General features: G+C 44.5%; 26 protein-coding genes. 14 read left to right on the plus strand and 12 right to left on the minus strand.

What is annotated here, in order from left to right; genetic code table 11:
- The first annotated feature begins 53 nt into the window (after positions 1-53).
- Positions 54-788, plus strand: a complete 735-nt coding sequence (locus tag IE164_RS01330) for a hypothetical protein (protein ID WP_189628382.1) — start codon at positions 54-56, stop codon at positions 786-788.
- A gap of 9 nt (positions 789-797) precedes the next feature.
- Here IE164_RS01330 and IE164_RS01335 read toward each other — a convergent pair whose 3' ends face one another.
- Positions 798-2225 carry a 4Fe-4S binding protein gene (locus IE164_RS01335; protein ID WP_189628383.1) on the minus strand — a complete coding sequence of 476 codons (1428 nt, stop codon included), beginning with the start codon at positions 2223-2225 and terminating at the stop codon, positions 798-800.
- Positions 2226-2235: 10 nt separating this feature from the next.
- Complete coding sequence (locus tag IE164_RS01340) at positions 2236-3570, minus strand: NAD(P)/FAD-dependent oxidoreductase (RefSeq protein ID WP_189628384.1); 1335 nt, start codon at positions 3568-3570, stop codon at positions 2236-2238.
- 183 nt (positions 3571-3753) lie between these two features.
- Between IE164_RS01340 and IE164_RS01345 the strand changes: the two genes are divergently transcribed.
- Positions 3754-4461: a head GIN domain-containing protein gene (locus tag IE164_RS01345; RefSeq protein ID WP_189628385.1), complete on the plus strand. Its 708-nt coding sequence runs from the start codon at positions 3754-3756 to the stop codon at positions 4459-4461.
- 164 nt (positions 4462-4625) lie between these two features.
- On the opposite strand, the gene meaB is transcribed toward IE164_RS01345, so the two are convergent.
- A complete protein-coding gene (gene meaB, locus IE164_RS01350; protein WP_189628386.1) occupies positions 4626-5606 on the minus strand; it encodes a methylmalonyl Co-A mutase-associated GTPase MeaB in 981 nt (326 codons plus the stop codon).
- A gap of 248 nt (positions 5607-5854) precedes the next feature.
- On the opposite strand from meaB, the gene IE164_RS01355 reads away from it, so the two are divergent.
- The 8 genes from IE164_RS01355 to IE164_RS01390 all read left to right on the plus strand — a co-directional run bounded on the left by IE164_RS01355 (position 5855) and on the right by IE164_RS01390 (position 11017).
- Positions 5855-6244: a rhodanese-like domain-containing protein gene (locus IE164_RS01355; protein ID WP_189628387.1), complete on the plus strand. Its 390-nt coding sequence runs from the start codon at positions 5855-5857 to the stop codon at positions 6242-6244.
- A gap of 1 nt (position 6245) precedes the next feature.
- On the plus strand, positions 6246-6857 hold the full coding sequence (locus IE164_RS01360) for a TIGR04282 family arsenosugar biosynthesis glycosyltransferase (protein ID WP_189628388.1): 612 nt from the start codon (positions 6246-6248) through the stop codon (positions 6855-6857).
- Positions 6854-7678, plus strand: a complete 825-nt coding sequence (locus tag IE164_RS01365; protein WP_189628389.1) for a hypothetical protein — start codon at positions 6854-6856, stop codon at positions 7676-7678. Before IE164_RS01360 ends, IE164_RS01365 begins: the two co-directional genes overlap by 4 nt.
- The gene (locus tag IE164_RS01370; RefSeq protein WP_189628390.1) at positions 7675-8502 is read left to right on the plus strand and encodes an MOSC domain-containing protein; all 828 of its coding nucleotides are present in this window, start codon (positions 7675-7677) and stop codon (positions 8500-8502) included. The genes IE164_RS01365 and IE164_RS01370 overlap by 4 nt, the downstream gene beginning before the upstream one ends.
- A gap of 325 nt (positions 8503-8827) precedes the next feature.
- Entirely contained in the window at positions 8828-9370 is a 543-nt protein-coding gene (locus IE164_RS01375; protein ID WP_189628391.1) for a CopD family protein, read from the plus strand.
- Positions 9371-9372: 2 nt separating this feature from the next.
- Positions 9373-10008, plus strand: coding sequence for an SCO family protein (locus tag IE164_RS01380; protein WP_308440952.1), 636 nt, complete (start codon positions 9373-9375; stop codon positions 10006-10008).
- A complete protein-coding gene (locus tag IE164_RS01385; protein ID WP_189628393.1) occupies positions 9998-10441 on the plus strand; it encodes a c-type cytochrome in 444 nt (147 codons plus the stop codon). Before IE164_RS01380 ends, IE164_RS01385 begins: the two co-directional genes overlap by 11 nt.
- Positions 10442-10474: 33 nt before the next feature.
- The gene (locus tag IE164_RS01390) at positions 10475-11017 is read left to right on the plus strand and encodes a hypothetical protein (protein WP_189628394.1); all 543 of its coding nucleotides are present in this window, start codon (positions 10475-10477) and stop codon (positions 11015-11017) included.
- A 39-nt stretch (positions 11018-11056) separates the two neighbouring features.
- On the opposite strand, the gene IE164_RS01395 is transcribed toward IE164_RS01390, so the two are convergent.
- From IE164_RS01395 to IE164_RS01410, 4 genes are read right to left on the minus strand one after another with little or no spacing between them, the layout of a single operon-like run.
- Positions 11057-11485: a hypothetical protein gene (locus tag IE164_RS01395; RefSeq protein ID WP_189628395.1), complete on the minus strand. Its 429-nt coding sequence runs from the start codon at positions 11483-11485 to the stop codon at positions 11057-11059.
- On the minus strand, positions 11472-11939 hold the full coding sequence (locus IE164_RS01400; protein ID WP_189628396.1) for a hypothetical protein: 468 nt from the start codon (positions 11937-11939) through the stop codon (positions 11472-11474). Before IE164_RS01400 ends, IE164_RS01395 begins: the two co-directional genes overlap by 14 nt.
- Positions 11939-13183 (minus strand): ABC transporter permease, encoded by a 1245-nt coding sequence (locus IE164_RS01405; RefSeq protein WP_189628397.1) that lies wholly within the window; start codon positions 13181-13183, stop codon positions 11939-11941. Before IE164_RS01405 ends, IE164_RS01400 begins: the two co-directional genes overlap by 1 nt.
- Positions 13180-13815 (minus strand): ABC transporter ATP-binding protein, encoded by a 636-nt coding sequence (locus tag IE164_RS01410; RefSeq protein ID WP_189628398.1) that lies wholly within the window; start codon positions 13813-13815, stop codon positions 13180-13182. The genes IE164_RS01405 and IE164_RS01410 overlap by 4 nt, the downstream gene beginning before the upstream one ends.
- A gap of 175 nt (positions 13816-13990) precedes the next feature.
- Between IE164_RS01410 and lepB the strand changes: the two genes are divergently transcribed.
- The 4 genes from lepB to IE164_RS01430 all read left to right on the plus strand — a co-directional run bounded on the left by lepB (position 13991) and on the right by IE164_RS01430 (position 18113).
- Positions 13991-15169 carry a signal peptidase I gene (lepB, locus tag IE164_RS01415; protein ID WP_189628399.1) on the plus strand — a complete coding sequence of 393 codons (1179 nt, stop codon included), beginning with the start codon at positions 13991-13993 and terminating at the stop codon, positions 15167-15169.
- Positions 15169-15603 (plus strand): hypothetical protein, encoded by a 435-nt coding sequence (locus tag IE164_RS01420; protein WP_189628400.1) that lies wholly within the window; start codon positions 15169-15171, stop codon positions 15601-15603. The genes lepB and IE164_RS01420 overlap by 1 nt, the downstream gene beginning before the upstream one ends.
- Positions 15604-15613: 10 nt before the next feature.
- Positions 15614-16987 carry a M28 family peptidase gene (locus tag IE164_RS01425; protein ID WP_189628401.1) on the plus strand — a complete coding sequence of 458 codons (1374 nt, stop codon included), beginning with the start codon at positions 15614-15616 and terminating at the stop codon, positions 16985-16987.
- Between the two features lie 121 nt (positions 16988-17108).
- On the plus strand, positions 17109-18113 hold the full coding sequence (locus IE164_RS01430; protein WP_189628402.1) for a DUF4407 domain-containing protein: 1005 nt from the start codon (positions 17109-17111) through the stop codon (positions 18111-18113).
- A gap of 225 nt (positions 18114-18338) precedes the next feature.
- On the opposite strand, the gene IE164_RS01435 is transcribed toward IE164_RS01430, so the two are convergent.
- From IE164_RS01435 to IE164_RS01455, 5 genes are all read right to left on the minus strand, one after another.
- Positions 18339-18836, minus strand: coding sequence for a hypothetical protein (locus IE164_RS01435; protein WP_189628403.1), 498 nt, complete (start codon positions 18834-18836; stop codon positions 18339-18341).
- 384 nt (positions 18837-19220) lie between these two features.
- Complete coding sequence (locus IE164_RS01440; RefSeq protein WP_189628404.1) at positions 19221-19658, minus strand: PaaI family thioesterase; 438 nt, start codon at positions 19656-19658, stop codon at positions 19221-19223.
- Complete coding sequence (locus IE164_RS01445; RefSeq protein ID WP_189628405.1) at positions 19645-20127, minus strand: hypothetical protein; 483 nt, start codon at positions 20125-20127, stop codon at positions 19645-19647. Before IE164_RS01445 ends, IE164_RS01440 begins: the two co-directional genes overlap by 14 nt.
- A 541-nt stretch (positions 20128-20668) precedes the next feature.
- Positions 20669-22300: an L-glutamate gamma-semialdehyde dehydrogenase gene (gene pruA, locus IE164_RS01450; RefSeq protein WP_189628406.1), complete on the minus strand. Its 1632-nt coding sequence runs from the start codon at positions 22298-22300 to the stop codon at positions 20669-20671.
- 77 nt (positions 22301-22377) lie between these two features.
- The gene (locus tag IE164_RS01455) at positions 22378-23073 is read right to left on the minus strand and encodes a YjjG family noncanonical pyrimidine nucleotidase (RefSeq protein ID WP_189628407.1); all 696 of its coding nucleotides are present in this window, start codon (positions 23071-23073) and stop codon (positions 22378-22380) included.
- Position 23074: the final 1 nt, after the last annotated feature.

The raw sequence follows: 23074 nt of genomic DNA on the forward strand, positions 1-23074 counted from the left end.
ACAAAAACCCAGAGTGGCATTTTGTTTGATAGGCAATGAGCAAAGTCAAAACCATGAATAGACAACTACTTACCCTTCTCCTTTTATCTGCATTGGCCTATTCTTGTGCCTCACCTATACCCATTAGTAAGCTTTCGGCCAACGATAACGAAGGCAAATGGATAGCCGGTAGAAAGTTCATTACCAAAGAATTGAATGGCCATTACATAACGCTCAGTTACTATCGAAACGATGGTGATATGTTGATATTCGATGTACTATATGACAATCGCTCTTCAGACACGCTCATATTCGATCCGAGTAATGCCCTTATTTCTGCCTATGCTCCTGATATGTTCCATTTGAGCACACAAAAGGCAGTAGATCCGGAGCTGAAAATTTTAGAATATGATCGTTCAGCCGCTCGTGAAGAAGCCAGACTCGTCAACGATAGAATCTCTGAACTTTTTATTAATGCCACCGACCTTGCTACTACCATTGTAGAGTCTACCGATCCGAGAATTTCTCAAGAAGAAGCAGATGCCCGTTTTATACAGCGCAATCAAATGAGCGATAGCCGGCAATTGGCACTAGACCGCAGAGAAGCCTTTCTGCAGGAAATAAAAAACACCCGGGTATATTGGGAAGAAACACCGGTTAGAAAAACTACCGTTCTCACCAACGAATACATAAGCGGCCTGCTCTTTTTTGAGCGAAACCGAGATGCTCAGTTCTATACGGTAAGTTTTACCATCCCTAAACATGGCACCATCGACTTCGAATTTGAGCAGGCATTGATAAAACCCTAGCCGAAACGGTTACTGATTAAGGCTTACACTATCGTTGCCCACAATAATGGCCGGAGCATCCATGCGCTTTTCATCCGGCCCATTCTCTAATTTCAGCACTCCCCTTGGACAAACAGCCGAACAAATTCCACAGCCAACACATGAGGCCCTCACTATATTTTGCCCTCTTTGGGCATACCAGCGCACGTCAATTCCTTGCTCGCAATAAGTAGAACAGTTGCCACAAGAAATACACTGGCCACCATTGGTGGTAATTCTAAAGCGCGATTTGAACCGTTGAATAATGCCCATATATCCGGCCATAGGACAGCCGAAACGACACCATACCCTTGAGCCCAGCATAGGGTAAAACCCTACGCCTATGACCCCTGAAAATGTAGCGCCTATTAAAAAGCCATAGGGCTTTTGAAAATTGTTGTAAATATTCAGCCCAAAAACCTCTCCTGTATTCCAGAAGTAACCATAGAGCGTTGCGGCCGTCATCACAAAAACAAAAATCATCACTCCATGAATAAGCCAGCGTTCCAGTTTCCAGGCACTAAGTTTTTTTGATGATAAATGTCGAAAAGGATCTCCTGCCGTTTCGGCCAAGCCCCCACAACCACAAACCCACGAACAGTACCAGCGCTTGCCAAAGAAGTAGGTAAACACCGGAGTAAACACTAGAAACATGGCTATACCAATAACCAGATAAAGCATACCCACCGGCTGATAGGCCTTTTGCTGCATGGCATCCAGGTGCCAGTCGTAAAAGAAGTCATAGTCGAGCGGCCAGGTGTTTTTAATGTCGGTATCATAATAGCCCAGGTATTCTCCCTGAGGGTTGGTGGCATCGTTATAATTCAAGCCGGCCAATATTTCGGGTATGAGATAAGCGAGAAAAAGTTGTGCGGCAATTACTACCAGAGTGCGCTTTATCTGATACGCATTGTGCCTGTATTTAAACAAAAACTTAATGCCCAAAGCCAAAATGGAAACGGTATACAGGGTGCCATATAAAAACCACTGACTGGCGGGTTTTCCTTTAAAAAACCGGCTCAGCGGGTCGAACAAGGCCACAAAACCTTCGTTGGCTCCACCAGGCTTATAACCAAGGTATTCTGGATACCAGTAGATAAGGACGTAGAAAGCCGTAAGCACTACTCCGGCCACCCAACCCAAAACACCTCTGCTGGTAAGACTTTTAAACATGACCCCATTATTTTTAACCCCTTCGGGCTGTTTCATGTAAAGTCTCCAGGAGTAAAGGGTTGTACCGAAAATAATACCTCCAAGAGCAAAGGCCAGACTTAAGGTTTTTGGAAGAGGTACATTGCCCCAGGCCAAAAACAGAGTAAGTAAGCCCAGGCCCGCCAGAGCAAGTCCTGCTTTTTGAATAGCATCGGTCTTATGAGGATGCGGATTGGCTATAGATAAACTAGGGTCTGCTGCAGACATAGGAATGTTTTTATGAAACCAATTGTAAAATACGTTGCCAACTCTTTTTTCTGAGTTTCAACTGGGTGCCATTTTCGGCATTGAATCGGGCAATAATTTCTTCTTCATGCTGGCGGTAAAACTCAGGGTCGAAATTGGCATCTCTCAAGTGTTCCAGCACATAGTGCACCGTCTTTTCTTCTTTAAACCATTTATCAAAAGCCTGATGCCTGAGTCTAAAACCAAAATTGTTTACTCCCACCAACTGCCCGTTGCTCGATTTCCATCGCAACCTCAGGCAAATTTTTCCTTTAGAATGTTCCCAGTAAAACTCAGACTCATCTGCTTTTTTCTCTGGCCAAACCCAACCATAGGTTTGATATTCTATATCGAAAAACTTAGCCGAATTAAACCAGTGACCCGGCTTATAGGCTGTTGGTTTACCGGCCAATGTTCTGCCAAGAGCCTCCCCCATCATTCTACCGGTATACCAAACCTGTTCAATAGACTTTCGCTCGCCAATAGGCTTCCGAAACTCTGCACAATCGCCCGCTGCAAAAACATTGTTCATGTTGGTTCTCAGGTATTCATCTACCAACACTCCACGATTAAGCTCAATACCGGAAGACTTCAGAAACTCTACATTGGGAGAAACTCCTGCGGTAAGTCCCACAAACTGACAGTCTATAAGTTGCCCTTCTTTGGTTCGTACAGCCTTCACTCGGCCTGTGTCGTCAGCCAAAATTTCATCGAGCTCTGTATTTAGGCGTAAGTCTACTCCATGCTCGTGTATGTGTCGGTTGATCATGGCCGATTCTTCTGCAGGCAACACATTGTTCCAAAAGCTTTTTTCACGTACCAAAAAAGTTACCGGAATGTTTCTGGACAAAAGCATTTCGGCCATTTCTATACCAATCAGGCCTCCTCCTACCACTACAGCGCGCCTAATACCCTTGGTGTTAGATTCCATAAGTTCAAGGTCCTGATAACTATATAGCCCCTGAACTCCTTTAAGGTCTTGCCCGGGCCAGCCAAACTTATTGGGCTTAGAACCTGTAGCAATTACCAGTTTATCGTAGGTCATGGTAGACCCGTCTTGGAACGCTAACCGGTTACTTTCCACATCAACGGCCTTTACGTAAGCCCTCTTTAATTCTATCTTGTTCTTCTCCCAAAACCAGTCTTCATAGGGTTTCGTATGTTCGTACTTCATGTGCCCCATGAAAATGTACATAAGGGCTGTTCTGGAAAAAAAATGATCGGTTTCGGCAGAAATCACGGTAATCTTGTCACTGCTCAGTTTTCTGAGGTGCCTGGCAGTAGTAATACCGGCAATGCCATTGCCGATTATAACAATGTGCTGCATATAATGGCTATTACGCTCAAATTGTAAAAACAAGTTCTGCTACACTGTCGTGTTCACGACTTGCATGCAATGTTAGAACAAGTTAAGCCTTTTCCTAAGAAGGGCCGAAACAAGAATATTTTAGCGAGCATGCAACCTTTAATTCATTGGGCTATCTTTAGAGCACATTTTAAGTTTAATACAATGAATAATTTTGTGAGCAAACGACTTCTAACTCTTTCTATCGCGGCCGTTTTTATCATAGCCGGTCAGGCCCTGTTGGGACAAACGCGCCAGAAACGAGAAGTAAAAAACTTCAATGCCCTTTCGGTAAGCAGCGCATTTGAGGTAGAAATTAGTGTGGGAAACCAGGAGTCGCTGGAAATTGAAGCCGAAGACCGTTTCATTGATGATATAGTAACTGAAGTAAGAGGCGGAACGCTGATTATTAAAATACAGGACTCTCGCGAAACCAGAAGAATGCGACAATCTCCAAAAGCCTATTTGACAGTAAAGTCACTTGAGCGAATCAATGTGAGTGGAGCGGTGACTTTGAAAACCAGAGATGTATTGAAAGGCAAAAAACTGGATCTGGAACTATCGGGTGCTTCGGTTCTTAATATAGAAATGCAGGTAGAAGCATTGTATCTGGAAGCATCGGGTGCGTGCGTAATTAATCTGGAAGGCGAAGCCCGTGAGCAAGTGATAAAAACCAGTGGTGCCACCGTGTACCGGGCCTACGATCTGGAATCGGTAAATGCCGACATACGGGTTAGCGGAGCAGGATCGGCCCATGTATATGTAACAGGAAGACTGGAAGTTCATGCCAGTGGTGCTTCTAGTGTACGATACCGTGGAGGAGCCTCTGTAAGTGCTGACTCTTCTGGTGCTTCAAGCATAAGAAAAGGATAGAACAGCCTCTAAACCACGATTTACAATACAACCAAGGGGTGTCTCAAAAGACTCAAATCAGCTATTACGAACTATTTTACTACTAAAGAAGGCTCGGAATAGCAATAAGCGAGCTCTTGAGACACCCTCTTTTTTTGTCTTATCAGTTCAATGAATATACGGTACTAGATAATACTAATCACCTCTCGGGCGGCATTCAGTGCAGGAGTTTTCCCCGACTGAACCTCTTTAAGTTTCTCCTCGTAGCGTTGTTTCACTTCGGGCTTCTTAAAAAATGATGTCCGCAATAAATCAGTCAGATTTTCTTTAAACCAACTCACCTGTTGATCGGCCCTGTTTTTGTCGAAGTAACCATTGCTCTTTACCTTACGCTTAAACTTGTCGAGCATCTCATATACTTCTTCCAAGCCGCTTTTTTCCAGGGCTGAGCAGGTCTTTACCTGGGGTATCCAACCACTAAGATTGGCCGGAAAGAGGTGCAGGGCATTTTGATATTCTACTTTGGCCCGTTTTGCCGGTTTCAGATTATCTCCATCGGCCTTGTTAATTACCACAGCATCGGCCATTTCCATTATGCCTTTTTTAATACCCTGAAGCTCATCTCCAGCTCCTGCAAGCATTAGCAACAAAAAGAAATCGACCATGCCATGAACCAACGTTTCGGACTGGCCTACGCCCACTGTTTCCACAATTATAAAATCGAAACCGGCCGCCTCACACAATAGCATTACCTCTCTGGTTTTGCCACTCACTCCTCCCAAGGTACTTCCAGAAGCAGAAGGTCTAATGAAGGCATTGGGGTTACGGGCCAGCTCTTCCATGCGGGTCTTATCGCCCAGAATACTGCCTTTGGAGCGCTGACTGCTTGGGTCTATAGTGAGCACAGCAAGCTTGAGTCCCTTCTCTGTTAAAAGCGTACCAAAAGCCTCTATAAAAGTGCTTTTACCGACTCCTGGCACACCCGTTATGCCCAACCTGAACGATCTCCCTGTGGCAGGCAAAAGGGTTTGCAAAAGCACCTCAGCTTGTTCCATATCCTCGGGCCGCTGACTTTCCACCAGTGTAATGGCACGGCTTAGTACCAGACGGTCGCCCTTTCTGATACCATTTGTCAATTCTTCTGTACTAAGTTTTTTTCTTCGCATGCTTGTAAACAAAGAAAATGAATTCGTGCTAAAGCACCCATAAGATACCCTTCTTGTTCATGAAATTCTTCTCTGTTAGGCTCCAACTATGCTAACCATAAATGAGTAAGCCATTAGGTGCTGCCAATGGCTTTGGTTAATTTGCCATAGTGAAATCCGTAAAGCCAATTCGTATCGTAATTTTTGTAGCCACGGTCAGTCTATTGGCCGGGTTTCTTTTTTATGAAAGTGGCATATACACGTGGAGAATGACAAAAAAAGTGCAGCGCATCAAAGCCAAAGAGGCTACTCAAATAATTGCCCACCAGACCCCCACCATTCTCGATGCGCGTACGGAAGAAGAGTTTGCTTTGAGTCATATTGAGGGAGCCTTGCGCTTTGAAGAATCACTCCTGGACTCTCTGCCCAAAAACCATCCTGTTTTGGTGTATTGTACCATTGGAGTAAGAAGCAACCGAGTGGCCCGGCAGCTCCGCAATGCAGGGTTTAGTCTGGTTTACGACATGAAAGACGGAATTTTAGGGTGGGCCAATAGCGAATTGCCCGTAGTTAACTCGGCAGGACTACCTTCGGATAGTATTCATACCTACAACAAAAGTTTTTCTCTGCTGTTGAGAAAAGGAAAAGCGGTGTACTGAAATGAAAGAAAGGCTGATCATCTTTGTGAAAAACCCGGCTCTTGGAAGAGCAAAAACGCGCCTGGCGGCCACCGTGGGAGACCTCTGTGCTCTGGAGGTTTACAAGCGTTTGCTGGAGAGAACCCGCGATATCTCTGTTCAGGTAAAGGTAGAAAGAGTGGTTTATTACGATCAGTTTATAGACCGGTCGGACGTATGGTCCAATGCAGATTTTCTTAAAGCCATACAGACAACAGGGAATCTGGGAGTGAAGATGAAAGCCGCTTTTGAAGAAGCTTTTGATGCCGGAGCCGCAAGAGTATGCATAATTGGTAGCGATTGCTACGACCTGAACCCGGACCTAATTGCACGGGCTTTTGAAGAACTGAAGCAGCATGACGTTGTCATTGGCCCTTCGTATGACGGTGGATATTACCTGCTGGGAATGAATCAGCCGATATTCGAAATATTCGAAAATAAAGAATGGAGCACTTCCTCGGTTTGCGCGGCTACCGAAGCCGACTTGAACCGCTTGGGTTACAGCGTAGCCAAATTGCAAACCTTAAGCGATGTAGACACCGAAGCCGATCTGGGCGAGTGGGCTGCTGACATACTTAAAGTACATAGAGCATGAAAACGCGACTGCTATTCTTAGCCCTCATATGCCTCGGTTGTGGTAAACACAAAACTAAGGAGGCCCCTTATGCCAACAGCCCGGTATTTAATCATGAATGGGCCATGCAGAGCCTTTGGGAAGATGGCCAGGCCGAAGTAGCTCAATACCATGCACAAAGAAGGGTTTACGGAAAAACAAGAAACTTTGAATACACCTATATTACCGTAAAAGAAGAGTTTAACAAGGCATACAATGTAAAGACAGATGACTACTCCAGAACCGACCTGTTCAGCGTAATGAAGGTGAACAAGTTTGCCCGCTTTGAAACAGACAACTACCCCTATCACTACCTAACCAGCTTGTTCTACAAAAGAGCCAAACCGGAGCAGCTGCACAAAATGACTCATACCGGCCAGGAATGGTGCGGCAATACCTTCAAGCAATTTACTCTTTCACCCACAGGCTATCAGTACGACTACAATAGCTATTTCGATGGTTTTGGAGATGGTCAATCTTTTTTGGAAGGAGCTGATTTAATCTGGGAGGATCAGTTGAGTTACTTGCTTAGGGCTCTTCGGTTCGAGGATGGCCTTACATTTGAAAAGCAAGTTGTAGAATCGCAGGTGAATACCAAAACCTTTGAGCCCAAAGTTTATCGGGCACAGTTTCAGGTAATTGATGGAGATTCACTTTGGCAAGTCAATGTTCAGCTGGACAAGGAAAAAAAGAACACTTACAGTTTTTCGAAAGAATATCCCAACATAATGCTGAGTAAAATAGGTTGGGATGGGTTCAACCTGACCTTAAAAAGTGTAAGCCGATATAAATACTGGCAATGAAAAGTATCTACGTAAAAAACATCTACATATACCCCATTAAATCTTTGGGAGGAATTGAACTAACCGCAAGCCCTGTTGAAAGAAGGGGACTAAAATACGACAGGCGATGGATGTTGGTTGATGAAAATGGACGGTTTGTAAGCCAAAGGGAACATCAGCAACTGGCCCTTCTGCAACCGCGAATAGAAAACCACAGCATGGTAATTGAAGACCGAAGCGGAAAACTGCAGCCACTAAGCATTGACCTTGAAGCACCAATTGCAGACCCCATAGAAGTAACCGTGTGGGACGACTCGTGTCAGGCCCTTCCCTCACCCGAGCCCATAAATCAATGGTTTTCTAGCGTATTGGGTTTTGCCACAAGGTTGGTGTATATGCCTGAAAGCAGCCTGCGAATAGCCGATCAGCGTTATGCCCCTGCGACTGACGATCATGTGAGCTTTGCCGATGGATATCCCATACTCATCATCGGCCAGGCATCGCTTAATCTTCTGAACCAAAAGCTGGGTTATGAACTTCCCATGAACAGGTTCAGACCCAACCTTGTTCTGGAAGGGCTTGCTCCACATGAAGAAGATACTCTGGCCGAAATCATGATTAACCGTCTGACCTACAGAGGGGTTAAGCCTTGCGCTCGCTGCGTTATGACCACTATCGATCAAAATACGGGTGAGAAAGGTGCAGAACCTCTCAGAACATTGGCCGGATATCGCAAATCAGGAAATAAAATTCTTTTTGGCGAGAATTTTATACCTGAACATTCAGGAGAAGTTTCTGTGGGGCTCCGGGTAGAAACAATCCATCGAAAAGACCCTGCTATCTAACCGGCAATGCAAATACCGGTTAGTACCCTTCTGGTTATACTTAATTCTACTGACCTTTTATGTATTGGAGCGTACCCTAAATGAAATCTTTCGGTCATTGATCAACCATATTTGCTAAGGCATAAAACTCAGGCTCAACAATACCATTTTTATCATATTTATTCTCCCGGTTGCTTGGATATCGCTGGGTATTGAATGGCTTTTGAATAAAAAATACCTTAGGAAAAGAAAGTAATTACTCCAGAGTCAAGTCTAGTTCGTCAATAGGCCTATCAAAAGCACATTTACGGTCGGCCAATTGTGTTTTAGTGACTAAATTGCGCCCATGGCCAATTTATACATAAAGGCACTTCACATTATATTCATAGTTACCTGGTTTGCAGGCCTTTTTTATATTGTTCGCCTTTTTGTATACCAGACAGAAGCACTGGATAAACCGGAGCCGGAAAAAAGCATTTTAGGTACTCAGCTTGCCCTAATGGCCAAAAGACTCTGGATCATCATTACCTGGCCTTCTGCGCTCATAACACTGGCTCTGGGCATTAGCATGATCATTCAATATCCGGATATGCTGCAACTGCCCTTTATGCAAATAAAGCTTTGCTTTGTATTGCTTCTCTACGGATACCACCTGTACTGTCACCGTTTGTATAAAGAGCTACAAAACGGTGTGGCCAGGCTCAACTCCATCCAACTACGAATTCTCAATGAAGTAGCCACTTTAGTACTTATCTCTGTGGTGTTCTTAATTGTGTTAAAAAATCAATTAGACTGGATCAAAGGAACAGCTGGCTTCGTATTGGTAACTGTGGCCCTCATGTTGGGCATTAAAGGGTATAAAAAACTTCGAGAACGAAAGAAGAAATGAAGATGTGGAAACGAGTTTGCTTGTGGCTTGTGGCTTGGGTTGCCATAGCCTGTTCATCGCCAAAAAACAGCCGATTGCCCATATTGGGGATACCTGAATACAAGGAGGTAAACGGAAAAATAGATACTCTATACCATACCGTTCCCAACTTTCAATTTGTAGATCAGGATAGTGCCCTTGTTACAGAAGCAACGGTGGCCGATAAAATATATGTGGCAGACTTTTTCTTTGGTACTTGCCCCACCATTTGCCCTGTAATGAAGCAACAAATGCTGAGAGTATATGAGCAGTTCAAAGACACTCCCAATTTTGCTATTCTTTCGCACACCATAGACCCCGAGCACGACACCGTAGCCTACCTAAAGGACTACTCCATGCGATTAGGTGTTCCAGACAATAAAACCTGGCATTTTCTCACGGGAGATAAGGATAAAATTTATCAGATAGGAAGTGGAGAAGGATACATGGTTCCTCTGGGGGAAAACGAAGATGCTCCGGGTGGCTTTATTCATAGCGGAGCATTCTTACTGGTAGATAAGGAAAGAAGAATAAGAGGTAAGTATGACGGCACCAACCCCAAAGAAGTAACTGCACTGATCAATGATATTCCGAAACTGCTTGCCGAGTATGAGCAGTAAACTAATTGTACCCATACTGTTCGCTCTGGCTACTGCCACGGCCTGTGGTGGTGGCTCCTCTGAAGGAGAGCAAGTATTGAATCGCCTCAACGATACTGAAATCAAATATTTCACTAATGGAAAGAGGCTATACAGCACCCATTGCGCCAACTGTCATATGGAAAACGGTGAGGGACTAGGACAGCTGATTCCACCTCTAAAAGGGGCCGACTACCTTCTCAACGATGTGGGTAGGGCAGCGCGAATAATAGTAAATGGTGCAAAAGAGCCTCTGATTGTCAATGGTATTGAGTACAGGCAACCAATGCCGGGCAATACCAGCCTGAATGCTTCTGAAGTAACCGAAATACTTACCTACATAACCAATGCCTGGGGAAACAGTTATGGAGGGGTGAGCTTGAATCAAATAAAAACGGCACTTTCTACTAACTGATTCACATTATGGGCAATAGTCAGAGTAGCTAACATGAAAAAAACAATATTAATAATAATTCTATCAATTGGCTGCTTTAGTGTCAATGCCCAGCAAGATGATATAATTAGCATATCAGAATTTCAGTCCATTAAGTTTAACAGCCACACCATGAAACAACTTATGGAAGTGACTGACTATGAAGCCTTCCTGAAACAGCACTATGGTAATCCAACCCAAAAACGGTGCTCTGATAACCCAATGATGCCTTATGGTTGCGACCTTTATTACAACGGCTTTCAGCTAGGCTTTGACTATGATGACGTTTTAATGGATATTATCATTGATGGGGGAAGCAACTCATTTACCTACAACGATAAAGTGCTAAAGCCGGGCATGAGCATTTATGAAGTCAGAAGTTTATTCCCTAACTCATACAACAACAGGTATAAAATTAAAAGGGCCAATAACACCGAAGACACTTTTGTGCGGGTAATGGTAGGGCATAATGAATCTCCGAGTGCCATCCTATTTAAACTGAACACAAATTTTAATGTGGTCTCAGAAATATCCATTGACACTGGAGGGGAGCAATAAAATTAACCTTGGCCAGCTGATGCTACTGCCTAAGTACTCCTAAAGTGCTTTTTTGGCTTCTGCAATTGCTCCGTTAATGGCTTCTTTCACTTCCGTTACCCGTTCCATTTCTTTCTTCAGATATTCCACCTGTTCAGAAGCTCCGGCTTTCATCTCCATATATTTCTGAGAGTTTTTGCTCCACTCGCGCATCCAACTCATCATGCCGTTATTGGCTTGTTCCAGTTGTTGAGCAAGCGCTCTGAGTTGAGCCGCTCGATCGGCCTCCTTTTCAGCAATCTCTGAAGCCTTTTGCAGGGCTTTTCTCCGCAGCTCCATCACCTCTCCAATCTTAGGCATTACCTCATCGTGTACTTTAAAAATGGCATCACGCTGAGCCTTCGGATTGTAAGCATTGCCACAACCTACAACCAAAAGAAAGAAGAACAATATGAATGAAACGTACTTGAGGGGTTTAATAACTATCATCGGCCAAACCTAAAAATTCACTATCCACCAACTGATACATCAATTTGTCGGGATTGGTTGCGTTCAGCACCAGTTTTCCTCTAAACTTTAGCCGCTTGGAGTTATACTTGTACTTCTCTCCTTTCTTTAGGTGAATTTCCATCACCGTCTCCGGTCCGCCTGAGCCACAGAAGAAACACTCACTTATAGGTAGCGAAGAAATAATTAGATAATCATTGACAAAAGTAATGTCTGAAGGAATTACATAGCCTTCTACCTCTACCAGCTGATCTTTAATAGCCTGTATGTCTTCTCCAAAAACAGGCACATACACATCGCCATATTCGTCTTTTTGAATTTCATACTTCACATCGGCCAGGGTTTTCCAGAGCTTTGGGCCTTTAGCCTTTACCTCCTGACCGAACAAGCCGGTCCCCCATATACTCAATACAATCAGTACAACTATCTTCTTCATTATTCTTTGGCTAATACGTCTGAAATATCTGTTTTGTAGGCATTGACAGCCGGAATTACCGAAGCCAACAAACCTATACCTATACTAATTACTACAACCCACCATTCTTGTTTCACAAAAACCAAACCGGTAAGCCCCATGGCTTCTGATTTTTCGTAAAGGCCTGCCAAAAACTCTGTTAGTCCGTGACCCAGCACAAATCCCAGAGCTCCGCCCAACACGGTAATAATTACCCCTTCGAGTATTACATGTACAAATAGTTTGGTTTTTGAAGCTCCCAACGAACGCATAATGGCCAAGTCATACTTTCGGTCTTTCAATGCATTGTACAGCGAAATGAATATGCTCAAACCGGCTATAATGATAATGATATAGGCAAAACTTCTGAGCAACTCTACACCAATTCCCAGCAGAGAGAACAAACGCTGCGTTTCAAAAGCCGGTGAGGCTGCCTGCATGTTAGTATTGGAATTAATCATTCGCGGAAGGGTGACAGCCCCCATGGGCGACCTGAACTTAAGCAACATGGAGGTGATTTCTGCATCCTCATCGCCCTCGGGCAAACCACTCTCATAGGCCGAACCCAACTCCGGTTCATCCGCATGTTCACTATGCTCATGCTCCTCTTCATGCTCATGAACTGCCCAAACACTTTCAATATTGGTAAGGATCAGATTATCTAAAACAGAGTTATTTCTGCCCAGCACCCCCACTATCTTATAAGGACGCTCTTCATGCTCCATATCGGCAACGGAGAGCCCATGTGCTCCAAAAAATGTATCTCCCGGCTTCAGGTTCAATCGTTCGGCAACATTGGCACCAATAACACTTTCCATGTTTCGTTTCCACAATTGGCCGGAAGTAAGGGAGCCTTCATAGAGTTGTACATACTCGTGGTTGGTTCCCACAATTCTAAAGCCCCGGTAATTATCGCCCAAAGCCAACGGAATAGCTCCTGCTATGAGCCTGTTTCTGGTGAGCGCACGGGCTTCTTCCAGTTTTATATTGCCTGTAGGAAAGTCTATGTGGTATACGTTGGCCAAAATAAGCTGTAAAGGGCTGCCCTTGGCACCAACTACAAGATCTACTCCGCGCTTGTTTTTATTGAGGTTTTCTTCTAGCTGAGAGCTCAGCAGAATAAGTACCAAAATAATGGCAATACCCAAAGCCATAAGCAGCATATTCAGCAGCGTATTGAGAGGCTTAGACCTAATGTAATTCCAGCTAAGTATAATCAGGTTCATAGGGTAGCCAGGTTTAGTTGAAGTTCAAACTGATCTTTTACACGTTGATCGTGGGTGGCAATGAGCAACGAGGCATTGTTCTGTTCTGCCTGACTTTTCAAAAGGTCTATGACTTTGTGCGCATTGGTATCGTCCAGACTGGCTGTAGGCTCATCGGCCAAAATTACACGGGGTCTGTTAAGTAATGCGCGAGCAATAGTTACCCGTTGTTGCTCACCCTGGCTCAGTGCCTTAACTTTCTTGTATAGCTTATCTGCAAGCCCCAGGCTAGTAAGCACTTCTTTTACACGCCCCCTGTCTTGCGCCATTCCGGCTAAATACTGAGCCAACAATAAATTATCTTGTACACTTAGTGCACTAATGAGATGCGCCTTTTGAAAGATGAGCCCAATATTCTGCCCCCGGTATTTATCGCGTTGCGCACCACTCAAACGGTACAAGTCGGTTTGGCCAATCCTTACCGTTCCCTCTTGCGGTGCCAGAAGGCCTCCCAAAATATGAAGAAGGGTTGTTTTTCCGCTGCCCGAAGCCCCAAGAATAAGAAGGTGCTTACCTTCCTCCACCTGCAACTGCGGAATAGAAAGCACCTTGTGCGAGGCATAACCAAAAGCGAGGTCATTTATAATGATCATAGTGCCTGTTTGGCCTCAAAATAAGCGAAGGAGAGCCAAAAACTGAAACCGCCCAACAGATAAGTCTCAACCTATACATACATTCGCCCGTTAGGCATTTCATCTACCGGGTAGAAATACCCATAATTCGCAGATTTATAATACCTTTAAAGCCGACCATTTATAAGACTCTATTATGCTCGATTTCTTAAAGAGAAAGAAAAAAGAAGAGAAGCCGGAAAAAAAGAAAAAAGGCTTTTTTAGAGAACTATTCAACGATATACTTTTTGCGCTCATAGCGGTTACCATCATACGCGGACTGTTTGTGGAAGCCTTTGCCATACCCACAGGTTCCATGGAAAACTCTATGCTCATTGGTGACCATCTCTTTGTAAGCAAGTTTCACTACGGAGCCAGAACGCCTAAAACGCCCATCCAGTTTCCACTGGCCCACCAAACTTTCTGGGGCATAAAACTTTTCGGAAAAGAAATTCCATCGTATTCAGACATTATCCAACTGCCCCAGTACCGCCTGCCCGGCCTTAGAAAGCCAAGAAGAGGAGAACCCGTAGTGTTTAACTACCCTCCTGATTATGAAAAAGGCTTTCCTGTAGACATGAAGACCTTCTATGTAAAACGCTGCATGGCCGTTCCCGGAGATACCTTTGAGGTGCGTAATAAGCAAATTTACATTAACGGAAAGCCGGTAGATAACCCACCCAACATGATGACCAGCTACCTGGCTGCTACCGAGCGTGGTGTACACGCCCGGTACATGCGAGAGTTGGGTATTACCGATTACCAGGACACTAATCCTTTTGACACCTATGCTACCAGTGCAGTGCCCAACAGTGCCTACAATGGTAAAGTTGGCTTTGAGGTGAACACCACGCCCGAGAAAGCTGCCGCATTGGAAAAATTGCCTTTTATTGACAGCGTGGAAGAAATAGTTTACGAGCTCGGAGAAGACCGCGGTATTTACCCCGGTGACCCGCTATTTAACTGGAGTCGCGATTTCTTTGGCCCTCTGGTAATGCCTGAAAAAGGCATGACCATTGAACTCACCAAAGAAAATGTGGCTCTGTATGGCGAGGTAATAAGGGAGTATGAACACAACGACAATGTGAACATTAAGGACTACGAAGTATTCATTGACGGGAAAAAAATAGATAGCTATACCTTCAAGCAAGGATACTACTTTATGATTGGTGACAACCGACACAATTCGCTCGATTCACGGTCGTGGGGTTTTGTGCCATACGACCACATTGTGGGCAAACCGCTTTTTATCTTCTGGTCGGTAGACCGAACAAACCCCGATGCAGGCTTTTTTGAGCGTTTGCGTTTCAACCGAATGTTTGATCTCATTAAATAATGCGAAAGCACAGCCTACTACTTATCGGTCTGGTTCTTGGACTTACCACTTTTGGACAAGACTTCAATGGATGGAAAACGCTTTCTAAAGTCACTGTAGAAAAGCGATTCGATGAAACACTCAATTTTGAAATCGACTACCCTACTTTTAGCGATGAGGTTAAAAAACTGGATGGTAAAGTAATCGAACTGGAAGGCTGGATGATCCCCCTGGAAGAGCTCCAGGGAGAGTCCTATTTTGTGCTTTCTTCTTTGCCATTTGCCAATTGCTTTTTTTGCGGAGGTGCAGGTCCCGAAACGGTGGCCGAAGTATTTGCCAAAGAGAAAATCAAATTCACCGAAAAGAGAATAAAGGTAAGGGGCAAGCTTAAAATCAATGCCGATGATCCCTTAAAACTCATGTATATTTTACAGGAGGCAGAGATTGTAAACTGACCGAAATGCCATGAAAAGAATAATGCTCCTTTCCCTTTTACTGCTTTTAGCCACAGCCGTACATGGCCAGGAAAAAGACGCAGCCTTTATTCGAAAAATATACGATGAAGCCCTTGCAAAGGGAGAGAGCTATGAAATGCTCCGATACCTTACCAAAAACATTGGCGGCCGGTTGAGCGGCTCTCCGCAAGCGGCCGCAGCCGTAGAGTGGAGCAGGCAACAGATGATGACCTACGGGTTCGACACCGTGTACCTGCAGCCCGTAATGGTGCCTCATTGGGAAAGAGGGGAGGTTGAAAAAGGAAGAATTGTTAACTCCAAAAAATATGGGTCAATGCCCATTGAAGTAACAGCCCTTGGCAATTCGGTAGGTACAGGCCCAAAAGGAACACTGGGAAGGCTTATAGAAGTCAAAGACTTTCAACAACTGGCAGAACTGGGAGAGAAAACCATCAAAGGAAAAATCGTCTTCTTTAATCGCCCTATGGATCCGCGGCTATTGGATACCTTTTCGGCCTATAGTGGAGCTTCAAACCAACGAGGTAGTGGCCCGACAGAAGCCGCCAAGTATGGTGCCATAGGGGTTATTGTGCGCTCACTAAGCTCTTATAAAGATGGTGTTGTGCATACCGGAAGTACCAACTACGGCCTAAACGTGCCTAAAATTCCGGCCGTGGCCATAAGCACTGCCGATGCCGATTTTCTGAGTGATTTGCTCCATGACGACCCCGAACTGCAGTTCTATTTCGAGACTCATAGCCAGATGCATGAAGATGTACTCTCATACAATGTGGTGGGAGAAATAAAAGGAACGCAGTTTCCCGATGAAATCATTGTGGTGGGTGGTCATCTGGACTCATGGGACTTATCGGAGGGTGCTCACGATGACGGTGCCGGATGTGTACAGTCCATAGAAGTGCTCAGACTGTTCAAAGCCCTTAACTACCGACCCAAGAGAACCATACGAGCCGTAATGTTCATGAATGAGGAGAATGGATTGCGAGGAGGAAGGAAGTATGCCGAATTGGCAGCAGAGAACAACGAAAAGCACATTGCGGCACTCGAATCAGATCGTGGCGGCTTTTTACCGGTTGGTTTTGGTATTACCGGCACCGAGTCCCAACAGAATAAATTGCTGGGCTGGGCATCTCTTTTTGAACCATATGGGCTTTTTCAGTTTAAACGTGGTGGTGGTGGTGCAGACATAAGCCCGCTTAGAACCCAAGATGTACCAACTATTGGCTATTTGCCCGATAGTCAACGATACTTCAAATACCACCACACTCCTATCGATAACTTTGAAGCCGTTAATCAGAGAGAACTGGAACTTGGAGCCGCATCCATGGCTGCACTTATTTACCTGATTGATCAGTATGGTTTATAAGTAACCCCATAGCACTTATGTGATGTGCCTATATTAGCTACCTTGCATAAAAAGGTACTAATTATTACAACATATTAAAACGCGTTCCGTTATTGACTACACCAAGTCAAAAACTCAACGTATGAAATCCCTCAAGCATTTCTTTTGGTTCTGCTCCGGAGCCAACCAATCGCTTTTAAAGCGCTGCCCTACCGAAGCCTCAAAATTTACCGGCATTGGAGCCACCGTATTTTTTACCGGCCTGCTTGCTGCACTTTCCGGAGGTTATGCCTTTCATACCATTTTCTCTCACAGCGGATGGGCCATTGCATTCGGGCTTCTTTGGGGTTGTGTTATCTTCAACCTCGATAGGTTTATTGTATCTACCATGAAGAAAAACCGTAAGGGTCGGTGGCATGAGTTATTCATGGCTAGTCCAAGAATTTTGTTGGCGGTTATGCTGGCCATCGTAATTTCCAAGCCACTGGAACTCAAGATTTTTTCTAAAGAGATCGACCGAAAACTGGTGCTGTTGGAAGAAACCATTTACCAGAAAGAAATAGCCACCATAGACCAGCGCTACCAGCAACAAGCATCACTTCTGCAGGAGCAGATCAATACTTTGAAAGCAGAAATAGAAGCCAAACGGGCTAAACGCAACGAACTTGCAACCCTGGCCAGACAAGAAGCCGATGGTACGGGAGGCTCTATGCAAAGAAATGCAGGGCCAATTTATCAGTTAAAAAAGGCCGATGCCGACAGGGCACAGACCGAACTGGAGTTGAGCATTGCTACCAACTCTCCCAAAGTAGAAGCATTGCAAGGTGAGCTCACCGCGCTGAGGCAAAAGCAAAACATGGAGTTGGCCGGTATTCAACGAAACCCCTGGAATGGTATGGCAGCCCAATTGGAGGCACTCCGGCAGATTAGTCTGGAAAACAAAGCCATCTATTGGGCCAACATATTTATTATAGCTCTGTTTATAATGCTGGAATGCTCGCCCGTAATTGTGAAAATACTGGCTCCCAGGGGGCCATACGATGAGCTTTTAGAGATTAGAGAACACTTCTTTAAAAACCACAATCTCGAAAAGATTGCACAAATGGATTTTGATACGCGAGAGCGGCTAAGTCCGCTGGTTAGCTAACTCCCTCAAGCTTTGCAACCGAGGTCGGCCAACAAGTTACAGGTGTAATTCTGTACTGTGTATTCGTCTAATAAGTACTTGAGTAAACACAAGCATACGGCCATATCTTGATGGCAGGGAGTTGGCTTTGCTTGTGGATTTGGTACTTTCTCCAGGTTCTTTGGCTAATACAAAAAAAGCTGCAACCCCATGGCCGGAGTTGCAGCAAGATATTTTGGGGAGTTATTACCAGTCTTTCTTAACCTTCTCCAGATAAACATCTCCTCGCTCCAATCGGCCCCTTGAGCCTCTTTCATACTGAACAATTTTTCCCTTGTCCATCAGCCACACGTCATCGTCATGGCCAAAGTTTACATGCCTGTTCTTCCAACGCCTGTCGTCATTGTCAAAGATTTCTAATTCTCCTTCGCGCGTTATTCTCCATTCGGCATACTCCACCTCTCGTTCTCCAAATGCCCTGACCATTATTTTGACCTCTCCATTATCGCGAAAGTCCATCTTGATATCAATCTCCTTCAGAATGTCAGATACTAAACCAGTGACAGAACCTGCAATTCTTCTTGCCAGCCAGTTTTCATCCTCCAAATCGCGCTCTATTTCATCTAAGTCGATGTCTATGACCATGCGCCATTCTCCAAGAAGTTCCTTTTCGGTAATTTTAGATTGTGCCAATGAGGTGGTGCCCACCAGACAAAGGCAAAAAAATGAGATGAGTTTTTTCATGATGACCTTATAGTTTGTTGATGACTTAAAGACGCAGCCCGACCTTTAAAGTTACAGGCTTTGTGCGTTTACATGCCTAAAGGAACATACTCTGGCTCAACGGAATATCTTAACAATCAATTCATTATTCATTGAATTCTGATTGATATTGAAACAATACCTTTCCCTATCAATACGGCTATGGAAGTAAAGTTGATAAGGGCCCAATCGAACGATCGATGGTACTCGGAGGAGAATCTCAATCTACTAGGGAAAACATTCAAGGTTCATTTTTGTGAGCTGGCTTCTAAAGAGCTAAAAAGAAATGTTTACGAAATATTGACCGGCTGCCACAAAGGCAAATTATTAGACGTTAAGGACACACGGATAATGGTTAATCTTGAGCTATGATCCCTGTATATCAGAAAAGCGCTGGCGGCTACGCACAAACAGCCCTTGCCCTTTTCCTACCACCTTTCCGTGCTCATTTATAATCTCTGACTGCGCCAGCCATTCTCCTTCTCTGGCTTCAATCACCGTGCCTCTGGCGGTAAGCTGCCCTTCAGTAACCGGACGAACAAAGTGAATCTCATAGCTCTTGGTAACAATGAAGTATTCCTGCTCAAGCGTAGCTGCCGCAAAATACGCGGCATCGTCCAGCATCTTAAAATATACGGCTCCGTGCATGGCCATGGCCGCATGAAAGAAGTCTTCTTTTACTGCCAATCGATACTCTGCCGAGCCCTCTGAAAGCCTGAGCTCAGAGCCACTAAAAATTCTCTGGTTGATTGGGGCAGCCTGAAAAACCTCTGCCAAAAATGTATAGTGTCTATTGTTTGACATAATCCTCAATTAGTCCGAATTGAATAAAGTGGTGCTTGAAATGCTTGCGATGAAAAAGTAGCCATTCGCTGGCTTTCATAGGCCCTCCAAAAGGATGGTTGGCTATAAAATCGGGCTGTTCCCGTGCAAATTCCAGAAAAGATAATGTTTCTTCGAGCAACTTGGTCTTAGCCGTGTGTAAGTCGGGAAACCTCAAAGGCAACAGCTCATTGTTTCCTACCGGAGATGGCACATTCCTGCGCATCGGGCTATCTTTCATTAAGTATGCCTTGGTGGCCGGCCATTCTTCTTCTTGAGTTACAATGGGAATATTGATTTTACCCACCGACATCTTAAACGTAATAATAAGATGCTCCACCATATGCTGAGGTGTCATTTTGCCCCATGTAGCCGCACTTTCTTCCGTGAGGTCAGCCAAATGAATAGGCGCATCTTTTTTTAAATACTGTTCTGCCCGGGTTATTTCCATACTTATCTACTTCAGTTCTTGAACTGCCCTCACAATTCGATGTTTAGCCTTTCTCAAGGCTTAGAATTGAAAGGTTAAGGCAATGGCTCTTTTCAACATCCTCAATATAGCTGAATGACCTGAGTAAGCGAAAGCGATTTTCTTCTCAGTATTTTAAGAATAGAGCTCTATTGATTCTTCGGACGAACAAGGTCATAGGTATTTCTGGTTGCAGGCTCAACTACATTTCTCTGAAGCACCTTAATTCAGAAACGCTCACTCATAAGTACTCCAACCTCTTTTCATGAAAACCCACACAATAATGAAGCCTTTATGCTTTTATCAAGATAAGTCGCCTCCGCCCAAGTTTCAAAAAAAAAGGCTTTGCCCTAAATGCATTGGAAAAGTTATAAAAGAAAGAAGGCCGTCTTAAAAGCTTCAAACCTCATCATTCTGAATTTATTTCAGAATCTGTTAGTTTGATTGTCAGCTATCTAGAGACCCTGAAACAAGTTCAGGGTGACGCTAATCAGGCTTTTAAGACGGCCCTACTTATTCGTTATTAATCTTCTCCTAAGAAAGGATATCTATAGTCTACCGGTGGAACGAATGTTTCCTTGATTAATCTTGGAGACACCCATCTGAGCAAGTTGATCATTGAACCGGCCTTGTCGTTGGTTCCTGAGCCTCTGGCTCCACCAAATGGCTGCTGACCTACAACTGCTCCTGTTGGTTTATCATTGATGTAGAAGTTACCCGCAGATTGCTCCAGGGCCTTCACCCCTACTTCTAGCGCATATCTGTCTTGCGAGAAGATGGCTCCGGTCAATGCATATGGAGAAGTCTCATCAACCAGCTTCAAAGTGGCTTCGAAGTCTTTTGGCTCATACACATAGATGGTAATTACCGGGCCAAATATTTCTTCGCACATGGTGGTGTACTTCGGGTCGGTAGTTAACAATACGGTTGGCTCAATGAAGTAACCCTTAGATTTGTCATAGTTACCACCGGCAATCACTTCTACTTTATCGCTTGCCTTGGCATCATCAATATACTTAGCAATTTTGTCGAAAGACTTTTCATCGATTACTGCATTGATGAAATTGGTAAAGTCTTCTGTACCTCCCATTTTGAAGGTTTTAAGGTCTTCTATTACATAACCTTTTACCTCTTCCCACATGTTGCTCGGAATGTAAGCTCTTGAAGCAGCCGAACACTTTTGCCCCTGGAATTCAAAAGCACCTCGTGAAATAGCCGTAGCAACGGCCTTGGCATGGGCAGACTCGTGGGCGATTATAAAGTCTTTTCCGCCTGTTTCTCCCACTATTCTTGGGTACGACTTGTACTTATAAATATTCTCACCAATAGTTTTCCAAATGTGCTGGAATACGCCTGTGCTACCGGTAAAGTGGATACCACCAAAGTCCTGATGTTTAAAAATCACATCTCCGGCAGTGGGTCCGTCTACATAGAAAAGGTTAATGACCCCCGGAGGTACACCCGCTTCGGTAAACACCTCCATAAGCACATGTGCAGAGTAGATTTGTGTGTAAGCCGGCTTCCAAACTACCGTATTCCCCATCATGGCCGGAGCTGTTGGCAAGTTACCGGCAATGGCTGTAAAGTTGAATGGAGTAAGTGCGAACACAAAGCCTTCCAATGGTCTTTGCTCTACGCGGTTCCAGATACCTGCTGAAGACTCTGGCTGTTGCTTGTAGATCTCCGTCATGTACTGCACGTTGAACCTCAAGAAGTCTACAATCTCACAAGCCGAATCAATTTCGGCCTGAAAAGCGTTTTTAGACTGCCCCAACATGGTAGCTGCATTCATTTTATAACGGTACGGACCGGCAATCAACTCGGCAGCTTTCAAGAAGATGCTGGCGCGATTTTCCCAACTCATGTTGGCCCAATCTTTTTTGGCTGCCATGGCAGCATCTATCGATGCCTGAACGTGTGAGGCATCTCCTTCAGAAAAATACCCTAAAATGTGCTGATGATCGTGGGGAGGAGAAAGCGGCTTCTTTTTATCGGTGCGCACTTCTTTCCCATTGATGTACATGGGAATATCTATTTGTTTTGAACGCGCCTCTTCAATAGCTGCTTTGAGCTTGGCTCTTTCTGGAGAGCCCGGAGCATAGCTATATATAGGTTCGTTTTTTGCTACTGGAACGTTGAAAAATCCGGTTGCCATAGTTTACTTTTTAGGGTTATACATTTCTATAGCGGCAAATATAAGAGTTCGCCTACGGAAGCAAAACCTATCCGTGATTAGAGAATGCTTTTAAGCTCAAGAAGGTTCGATATCTCGTGTTGCACTGCCACATTTGTAGCCATTCGTGTTGGGTTAAACCAAACATGGTCCATGTCTACCCGCTTAGCCCCTGCTATGTCCGAGTCGAGGTTATCGCCAATCATAATGGAATTGAAGCAATCGGCTCCGGTAAGTTCAAAGGCCACCTCAAAAATTCGGGGATTAGGCTTCCGCGCGCGCGAAGACTCAGAGGTTATAATACGTTGAAAATAAGGTGTAAGATTGGAAGATCTGAGCTTGGTATGTTGAATATCATCGAAACCATTGGTGATAAGGTGCAGCTTATACCTGGCCGATAAATAGTCGAGCACTTCTGTGGCATAATCGAACAACCTGCTTTTGGTGGGTGCCAGTGCCACGTACTCTTCTTCAAAAGTTGCGGGTAAATGTTCGGGACTCACCCGCAGTTTATGAAAAATCTCAGGAAACCTGCGCTTTCTAATATCTGCTCTTCCAATGCGGTGGTGATTATACAAATCCCACAACTTGTGGTTTACCTCAAAAAACATGGCCACAAGATCTTGTTTTGTAAAGGCTTCAAGCTGTTCCAGTTTGTGCACCTCATACAATTCATGCAAGGCTTCTGCGGCATTGGCATCATAATCCCAAAGGGTATGATCCAGATCAAAAAAAATATGCTGGTACTTACTCAAG

This window comes from Roseivirga thermotolerans (assembly GCF_014653175.1).
In the GTDB taxonomy this organism is placed as follows: Bacteria; Bacteroidota; Bacteroidia; order Cytophagales; family Cyclobacteriaceae; genus Roseivirga; species Roseivirga thermotolerans.

Coding starts and splice junctions, on each gene's coding strand:
- IE164_RS01330 (WP_189628382.1), top strand. CDS start 54: ATGAATAGACAACTACTTACCCTTCTCCTTTTATCTGCATTGGCCTAT.
- IE164_RS01335 (WP_189628383.1), bottom strand. CDS start 2,225: ATGTCTGCAGCAGACCCTAGTTTATCTATAGCCAATCCGCATCCTCAT.
- IE164_RS01340 (WP_189628384.1), bottom strand. CDS start 3,570: ATGCAGCACATTGTTATAATCGGCAATGGCATTGCCGGTATTACTACT.
- IE164_RS01345 (WP_189628385.1), top strand. CDS start 3,754: ATGAATAATTTTGTGAGCAAACGACTTCTAACTCTTTCTATCGCGGCC.
- meaB (WP_189628386.1), bottom strand. CDS start 5,606: ATGCGAAGAAAAAAACTTAGTACAGAAGAATTGACAAATGGTATCAGA.
- IE164_RS01355 (WP_189628387.1), top strand. CDS start 5,855: ATGACAAAAAAAGTGCAGCGCATCAAAGCCAAAGAGGCTACTCAAATA.
- IE164_RS01360 (WP_189628388.1), top strand. CDS start 6,246: ATGAAAGAAAGGCTGATCATCTTTGTGAAAAACCCGGCTCTTGGAAGA.
- IE164_RS01365 (WP_189628389.1), top strand. CDS start 6,854: ATGAAAACGCGACTGCTATTCTTAGCCCTCATATGCCTCGGTTGTGGT.
- IE164_RS01370 (WP_189628390.1), top strand. CDS start 7,675: ATGAAAAGTATCTACGTAAAAAACATCTACATATACCCCATTAAATCT.
- IE164_RS01375 (WP_189628391.1), top strand. CDS start 8,828: ATGGCCAATTTATACATAAAGGCACTTCACATTATATTCATAGTTACC.
- IE164_RS01380 (WP_308440952.1), top strand. CDS start 9,373: ATGTGGAAACGAGTTTGCTTGTGGCTTGTGGCTTGGGTTGCCATAGCC.
- IE164_RS01385 (WP_189628393.1), top strand. CDS start 9,998: ATGAGCAGTAAACTAATTGTACCCATACTGTTCGCTCTGGCTACTGCC.
- IE164_RS01390 (WP_189628394.1), top strand. CDS start 10,475: ATGAAAAAAACAATATTAATAATAATTCTATCAATTGGCTGCTTTAGT.
- IE164_RS01395 (WP_189628395.1), bottom strand. CDS start 11,485: ATGATAGTTATTAAACCCCTCAAGTACGTTTCATTCATATTGTTCTTC.
- IE164_RS01400 (WP_189628396.1), bottom strand. CDS start 11,939: ATGAAGAAGATAGTTGTACTGATTGTATTGAGTATATGGGGGACCGGC.
- IE164_RS01405 (WP_189628397.1), bottom strand. CDS start 13,183: ATGAACCTGATTATACTTAGCTGGAATTACATTAGGTCTAAGCCTCTC.
- IE164_RS01410 (WP_189628398.1), bottom strand. CDS start 13,815: ATGATCATTATAAATGACCTCGCTTTTGGTTATGCCTCGCACAAGGTG.
- lepB (WP_189628399.1), top strand. CDS start 13,991: ATGCTCGATTTCTTAAAGAGAAAGAAAAAAGAAGAGAAGCCGGAAAAA.
- IE164_RS01420 (WP_189628400.1), top strand. CDS start 15,169: ATGCGAAAGCACAGCCTACTACTTATCGGTCTGGTTCTTGGACTTACC.
- IE164_RS01425 (WP_189628401.1), top strand. CDS start 15,614: ATGAAAAGAATAATGCTCCTTTCCCTTTTACTGCTTTTAGCCACAGCC.
- IE164_RS01430 (WP_189628402.1), top strand. CDS start 17,109: ATGAAATCCCTCAAGCATTTCTTTTGGTTCTGCTCCGGAGCCAACCAA.
- IE164_RS01435 (WP_189628403.1), bottom strand. CDS start 18,836: ATGAAAAAACTCATCTCATTTTTTTGCCTTTGTCTGGTGGGCACCACC.
- IE164_RS01440 (WP_189628404.1), bottom strand. CDS start 19,658: ATGTCAAACAATAGACACTATACATTTTTGGCAGAGGTTTTTCAGGCT.
- IE164_RS01445 (WP_189628405.1), bottom strand. CDS start 20,127: ATGGAAATAACCCGGGCAGAACAGTATTTAAAAAAAGATGCGCCTATT.
- pruA (WP_189628406.1), bottom strand. CDS start 22,300: ATGGCAACCGGATTTTTCAACGTTCCAGTAGCAAAAAACGAACCTATA.